The sequence below is a fragment of the Micromonospora sp. NPDC047753 genome (assembly GCF_040642735.1).
Taxonomy (GTDB): Bacteria; Actinomycetota; Actinomycetes; order Mycobacteriales; family Micromonosporaceae; genus Micromonospora.
On record NZ_JBEYSL010000409.1, the window covers coordinates 1 to 6,151 of the forward strand.

At 70.7% G+C, this 6,151-nt stretch carries 9 protein-coding genes and 1 pseudogene; 2 read left to right on the forward strand and 8 right to left on the reverse strand.

Annotated elements, in window-relative coordinates; translation table 11 throughout:
- The 7 genes from ABZ749_RS26880 to ABZ749_RS26910 all read right to left on the reverse strand — a co-directional run.
- Positions 1-96 (reverse strand): cold shock domain-containing protein (locus ABZ749_RS26880; protein ID WP_357232719.1); only part of this gene is annotated, 96 nt, incomplete at its 3' end.
- 287 nt (positions 97-383) lie between these two features.
- The gene (locus tag ABZ749_RS26885) at positions 384-656 is read right to left on the reverse strand and encodes a DUF4235 domain-containing protein (RefSeq protein ID WP_357202603.1); all 273 of its coding nucleotides are present in this window, start codon (positions 654-656) and stop codon (positions 384-386) included.
- Entirely contained in the window at positions 653-1,027 is a 375-nt protein-coding gene (locus tag ABZ749_RS26890; RefSeq protein WP_357232709.1) for a DUF3618 domain-containing protein, read from the reverse strand. Before ABZ749_RS26890 ends, ABZ749_RS26885 begins: the two co-directional genes overlap by 4 nt.
- Entirely contained in the window at positions 1,024-1,458 is a 435-nt protein-coding gene (locus ABZ749_RS26895; protein WP_030338239.1) for a phage holin family protein, read from the reverse strand. The genes ABZ749_RS26890 and ABZ749_RS26895 overlap by 4 nt, the downstream gene beginning before the upstream one ends.
- Positions 1,459-1,873: 415 nt before the next feature.
- On the reverse strand, positions 1,874-3,061 hold the full coding sequence (locus ABZ749_RS26900; RefSeq protein ID WP_357232711.1) for a mechanosensitive ion channel domain-containing protein: 1,188 nt from the start codon (positions 3,059-3,061) through the stop codon (positions 1,874-1,876).
- Positions 3,062-3,145: 84 nt separating this feature from the next.
- Complete coding sequence (locus ABZ749_RS26905; protein ID WP_357232713.1) at positions 3,146-3,967, reverse strand: DUF1206 domain-containing protein; 822 nt, start codon at positions 3,965-3,967, stop codon at positions 3,146-3,148.
- A 58-nt stretch (positions 3,968-4,025) separates the two neighbouring features.
- Positions 4,026-4,391, reverse strand: a complete 366-nt coding sequence (locus ABZ749_RS26910) for a hypothetical protein (protein ID WP_357202615.1) — start codon at positions 4,389-4,391, stop codon at positions 4,026-4,028.
- A 96-nt stretch (positions 4,392-4,487) separates the two neighbouring features.
- On the opposite strand from ABZ749_RS26910, the gene ABZ749_RS26915 reads away from it, so the two are divergent.
- Positions 4,488-5,714: a cysteine desulfurase-like protein gene (locus ABZ749_RS26915; RefSeq protein ID WP_357232715.1), complete on the forward strand. Its 1,227-nt coding sequence runs from the start codon at positions 4,488-4,490 to the stop codon at positions 5,712-5,714.
- Positions 5,711-5,998: a GNAT family N-acetyltransferase gene (locus ABZ749_RS26920; protein ID WP_357232717.1), complete on the forward strand. Its 288-nt coding sequence runs from the start codon at positions 5,711-5,713 to the stop codon at positions 5,996-5,998. The genes ABZ749_RS26915 and ABZ749_RS26920 overlap by 4 nt, the downstream gene beginning before the upstream one ends.
- 77 nt (positions 5,999-6,075) lie before the next feature.
- Here ABZ749_RS26920 and mbhE read toward each other — a convergent pair.
- Positions 6,076-6,138 (reverse strand): annotated as a pseudogene (gene mbhE, locus ABZ749_RS26925) (hydrogen gas-evolving membrane-bound hydrogenase subunit E); the annotation flags it as partial.
- Positions 6,139-6,151: the final 13 nt, after the last annotated feature.

The following is a 6,151-nucleotide window of genomic DNA, read 5'->3' on the forward strand; positions in this document are numbered from 1 at the left end:
CGAGAAGTGGACGAACACGTCAGCACCCCCACCATCGACGGTGATGAAGCCGAAGCCCTTGTCAGCGTTGAACCACTTCACGGTTCCCTGAGCCATGTGTATCTCCCTCGAAAAACTGGCGGCCGTGCACGCCGTCCGGCCGATTGGCCGTTTTTGAGCAGCGGTGCCTGAGGCGGCCCCACGAAGGAGACTTCTCTCAACCCACGCCATCTCGCAACAGCGGGGACCAGCAAATCACGGAGGTAAAAAGTCTGTCACGACCTCTCCGACGAATTTCTCCGACATGTGACCTGACGGATGCCTCAGGCGCGCTGGGCGGCGTGCGATGCCATGCGAAAGCCCCCTTCCCATCGATGCGGGAAGGGGGCTGAAGTCGCTGCTGGTCAGTCCGGCCAACTGCCGGTCATCCGGCGTACGCCGACCGCGCCGCCCCGGTCCACGGCGGCCCGGACGACAGCGAAGATGGCCCCCTGCAACGCCGCGGCGGCCAGGATCTCGCCCCAGCCACGATCCTCGTCGGTCGCGTTGGGCGCCTCACCGTCGCCCGCGGTGACCTTCCAGACCTGCCGGAAGATCGCCCCGGCCACCGTGCCCGCGGCGATACCCAACAACACGCCGACCGGCCGGTACGCGACCCTGCCGATTTTCTTGCTCACCGACGCCTCCCCCGCACGATCATCAGCACCACCACGGTGGCCACCGCGCCGGCCGCGATGGCCGCCCACGGCACCGGGTTTCGGCGCACCAACTCGCTCTTGTCGTACGCCTGCGCGCGTACCAAGCCGCCCTTTTCGTATGCCTGCGCCCGCGCCATTCCGGCGCCACGCGCGGCCTGTCCGCGGACCCGAGCGACGGTCTGCGCCGCCTGCTCCCGCATCCGCTCCTTGGCCTGCTCGGCGGACTCCTTGAGACGCGCCTTGACGTCGGCCTTGGCGGCCAACGCCTCCATCGTCTCGCCCAACTCGACCCGGGTGCGACGGATCTCCTCGCGGAGGGCCTCCGTGTCGCCGGTCCCGTTACCGGTCATTGCCGCCCCCTGTCCTTCACCGCGGCGGTGACGGTGTCCATGTCTGCCCGGAGGCTACGGACCGTGGCCGCCGGCACCGGCGGGACAGCACGGCTGACCTGCTTCTTGCCCACCAGGGCCAGGATGCCGGCCACCAGGAAACACGCCACCGCCACGATCAGCGCCGCCGCCCAGGCCGGCAACACCAGGTCGAGCAACAGGATCGCCGTGGCGACCAGCGCACCCAGACCGAAGAAGGCGAGCGCGCCACCGCCGCCGAACAGGCCGATCCCGATGCCCGCGTGCTTACCCTTCTGGGTCAACTCCGCTCGGGCCAGCGTCAGTTCGTCCCGTACGAGGCGGGAGATCTGCTCGGTGGCCCGCTGCACCAGCTCGGCGGTGGAGGGCTCGCTCCCATTCTGGGATGTGCGGGCTTTCGCCACGTCAGCCATGCTGTCCTCCTTTCCTCATCACCGCGCTGTATGCCCGAAGTCGTCGCTCGTCAATCCTAAAGCGCGCCAGCCAGCTCACCGTCCCGCTTGTCCGGACGCCGCGCCGCTGATCCGCCGCCAGCCGCCACGATCACGCCAGAGACGTCAGGCAGCACATCCCCCACCCAAGCCCAACCAAACCTCCGAAACCAACCACCCACCCCCTCTCCCCTCCCCCGCTCCCACCCCACCCCTACCGCAGCGGTGATCATGAGGTTGGCGGGGACAAACCAGGCGCGCCCACCCGTCAACTCCATGATCGTCGAGGTCTGTCGCGCAAGGTCGCGCTCGATCCTGGATGTAGTGGCCTCGACGGGGATGGAGGCCACTACAACCAGGAAGTTGCACGATCTTGCAAGGCAGGGCAGGTGGGGTGTCAGGGGCGGGTCTCTTCGGGGCCTACGAAGGCCTCGCTTCGGGCGTCGCCGTCGTCGCTGCCACCGAAGACACGGGCGTCGTCGGGCGCCTCGGTGTCGGACAGGCGGCGGGCCGGCCGCCTCGGCTGCACCCACTGCCAGGACAGGTTGCTGTTGGCGTCGCCCAGCTCGGTGCGGAGCCGCGGCATCGCCGTCGGGCGGTTGTCCCGGATCCAGGCGACCAGGTGCTCCCGGACGAGACAGCGCAGGTCCCACAGGCTGCCGGCGTCGGCGGCGCTGACCAGCGCGCGCAGCCGGACCGTCCCGCCGGTGGCGTCGGTGACCTGCAGGACGCAGACCCGGCCGTCCCACAGTTCGGTGCCCTCGACGAGGCGGCGCAGCTCCTCGCGCATGGTCTGCACGGGCACCGCCCAGTCGACGTCGAACTCGGCGGTGCCGAGCACCGCCGCCTCCGTCCGGGTCCAGTTCTGGAACGGCTTGCTGGTGAAGTACGAGGTGGGCAGGATCAGCCGACGGTCGTCCCAGATCTGCACGACGACGTAGCTGAGAGTCAGCTCCTCGATGCGGCCCCACTCCCCCTCGACAACGACGACGTCGTCGAGCCGGACGGCATCGCTGAAGGCGAGCTGGAGGCCGGCGAAGACGTTGCCGAGCAGGCTCTGTGCGGCGAGCGCGGCCACCACACCGACCACACCGGCCGAGGTCAGCACACCGGCGCCGATGCCCCGCACGCTGGGGAACGTCATCAGCATCACGCCGACGGCCAGGATGACGATCACCGCGATCGTCAGTCGGCGGAGCATCACCACCTGCGTCCGTACCCGTCGGGCGTGCCGGTTGTCCGGTACGTCGACCCGGAACCGGGCCAGCGCGGTGTCCTCCACGACGACCAGCAGGCAGGCGACCAGCCAGGCCACTGTGGCGATGACGCCGAGGATGAGCAGGTGCAGCAGGAGTCGGCGCCAGCTCTCGCCGACCGCGTACCCGGTGCTGAAGCGGACGGCGAACTGCACGGCCAGGACCGTCGCGGCGACCTGGAACGGGCGGTGCGCGTGGTCGGTCAACTCGGTCAACAGCAGTGACCGGCGGCCGAACCGCCGGGTCAACCGGTGGACGAGCTCGACCAGGAACAGGGCGACCGCCGCCGCGACGAGCGCGGCGACGGCCGTTTCGAGATAGTTCTGCACGGCTTCGGTTGCTTCCCTTCGATCAAACGACGGGCACTCCGGGCAAAAGCCCAAGAGTGCCCGTCATCCTCAGAATCGACCAGCTCAGACCTTGCGGTACCGGGACTGGAGGAAGCAGTAGACGCCGAAGGCGGCGATGCCGAGGGCGACCAGGGTCAGCAGGAACGTGCCGTACGACTGCTCCTGCAGGGTGTGCAGCGCGGCGTCCAGACCACGGGCCTTCTCCGGGTCGTAGTTCACCGCCGCCACGATGACCAGCAGACCGGCGATGCCGTAGGCGACGCCCTTGGCGATGTATCCGGCCATGCCCAGGCGGCGGGCGAGCTGGCGGGTCTTCGGGCTCATCTCGCCGGTCTTCAGGTGCTTCTCGAACTTCTTGAGCGCGCCGTAGATCACCAGGCCGACACCGATGGCGGCGAGCACCAGCCCAGCCAGGCCGACCAGCCAGCGGCCACCGGTCGAGGTCATCAGCTTGCCGGTCAACGCCTCCTGCTGGTCGGCGCTGTTGGACCCCGCGTCCTTGAAGACCTTGAAGGCGGTCCAGGCGAAGTAGAGGTAGACGATGGTCCGGCCGGTCGAGGCGACCCGTTCCATGACCCGCTCCTTGCCGCGCTCGGCGCGGTGCCCGACCGCCGCCTCCAGCGCCTGCCAGATCGCCATCGCGAGCAGGCCGACCGCGACGGCGATGACCAGGAACTTGCCGAGGGGCTGTGCGGAGAGGGTACGCAGCGCGCCGGACTGGTCGCCGTCGTCGGACGACGTACCGAACGCGATCTGCAACGCCAACCAGGCGAAGAGGAGGTGGACGACGCCGTAGCCGATGAAGCCGGCCCGGGCGAGGAGTTCCAACCACCGGCTGTCCGCCGTACGGGAGGCGGTGGCTTCGGCGCTACGGGTGAGTGACATGGCGTCACAATCTCCGATTCTGAAGATTCCCAAACGTCGGCCACCGCCGCCCGCGAGATCAGCTGCCCGGGTTGCGCGATACGCGAATCTTGACCTGCTGGTCGGTCACGCTGTCCAGGGTGACCGCGAAGCCGCCGGCCTCTGCGGCCTGCTGGCCGGTGGTGAGGGTGAGCTGCTCACCGGCGACCTCGACGGTCACCTGGTCACCCTCGGCACCGACCAGCTTGGCCTCGACGCCCAGGATGGTTGTCCTCGCGTCGACACCCCGCTCGAAGGTGACGGTGCAGGCGTCCAGCGCGCAGTCGGTGGAGGCGCCCTGGGAGCTGCACCCGGCGAGCACGGCGAGGCCGAGCGCCAGACCGGCGAAGAGACCGGCGGCGCGGCGGACGGGGGGAATGGGCAAGGTGGCGGGTCTGTTCGTCACCTCGCCAAGAGTACGAGACATCCGCGAGGTCGCCGCCGAACGGTGATCACCTGGCAGCCGGCAATGGCACGGGGAGCACCGGCTAGGGTCCGGGACATGCCGTTCGACATCGCCCGCACCCGGGCCGCGTACCCCGCCCTGACCGAGGGCTTCGTCCATTTCGACGGTGCCGGCGGCACCCAGACCGCGGCCGGTGTGATCGACGCGGTCACCGATGCCATGCGGTCGGCGGTCGGCAACCGCAGCGCCGCCAACGTCGCGGGCCGCCGGTCGCTGGAGCTGGTGGCCGAGGCCCGCTCGGCGGTGGCCGATCTGCTCGGCGCCGACCCGGCCGGGGTGGTGCTCGGCCCGAGCGCGACCACGCTGACGTACACCCTGGCCCGCACGCTCGGCGCGACCTGGCGCCCGGGCGACGAGGTGGTGGTGTCCCGGCTCGACCACGACGCGAACGTGCGGCCGTGGGTGCAGGCCGCCGAGGCGGCCGGTGCGACGGTGCGCTGGGCCGAGGTCGACCGGCACACCGGTGAGCTGCCCGCGGCCCAGTACGCGGACCTGGTGGGTGAGCGGACCCGGTTGGTCGCGGTGACCGCCGGCAGCAACGCCATCGGCACCATGCCGGACGTGTCGGCGATCGCCAAGACCGCGCACGCGGTCGGCGCGCTGGTCCACGTCGACGGGGTGCACTCGGTGCCGCACGGGCCGACCGACCTGGCGTCGCTCGGGGCCGACGTACTGGTCACCAGCGCGTACAAGTGGTCCGGCCCGCACCTGGCGGCGATGGTGGCGGACCCGGCCCGGTGGGCGGCGTTGCGCCCGGCGAAGCTGGCGCCGTCCTCCGACGCGGTGCCGGACCGGTTCGAGTACGGCACGCCGAGCTTCCCGCTGCTGGCCGGCGTGGCCGCGGCGGTGGATCACCTGGCGGGGCTGGACCCGGACGCGGTCGGGGACCGGCGGGACCGGCTCCGGGCCGGGCTGGCCGCCGCCCAGGCGCACGAGGAGGCGCTACTGGACCGGCTGCTCGCCGGGCTGGCGCAGCGGCCGGCGATCACCGTCTACGGCTCGCCGGCGCGGCGCTGCCCGACGGTCTCGTTCCGGGTCGCCGGGATGTCCCCGGCCGCCACCCAGGAGGCGTTGGGTGCCGCCGGGTTCTGCCTCTCCGTCGGCGACTACTACGCCTACGAGTACTTCCAGCTGATGGGTCTGCGCGACAGCGGCGGCGCGGTGCGGGCCAGCATCTACCACTACAACACCGCCGAGGAGGTGGACCGTTTGCTCGGCGAACTCGACGCTCTGGCCGAGCCGGCGGGGAGAATGGCCGGATGAGCACCCTGGTCGAGGACAACCCGGCGAAGCACCGCTTCGAGATCCTTGTCGACGACGCGCTGGCCGGCTTCACCGCGTACCTGCCGCGCGGGGAGGTGCTGGTCTTCACCCACACCGAGGTGGACCGGAGCTTTCAGGGCAAGGGGGTGGGCGGCGCGCTGATCCGCGGCACCCTGGACCAGCTCCGGGCACGCGGCACGACAGTGGTGCCGCAGTGCCCCTTCATGGCCGCGTTCATCGACAAGCACCCCGAGTACGCCGACCTGGTCGCCGACCTCCCGTAGCGCGGGCGGTCAGCGGGCGCCGGTGAGCACCTCGGCGGCGGCCCGTCCACTGGCCCGGCCCCGGTCGCGGCAACCACCAGCACCGCCAGCTCGCCCATCGTGTCCCAGGCCCGGATGTCGACAAGGGTCACGTTGACCACGTTGCGGCCGTAC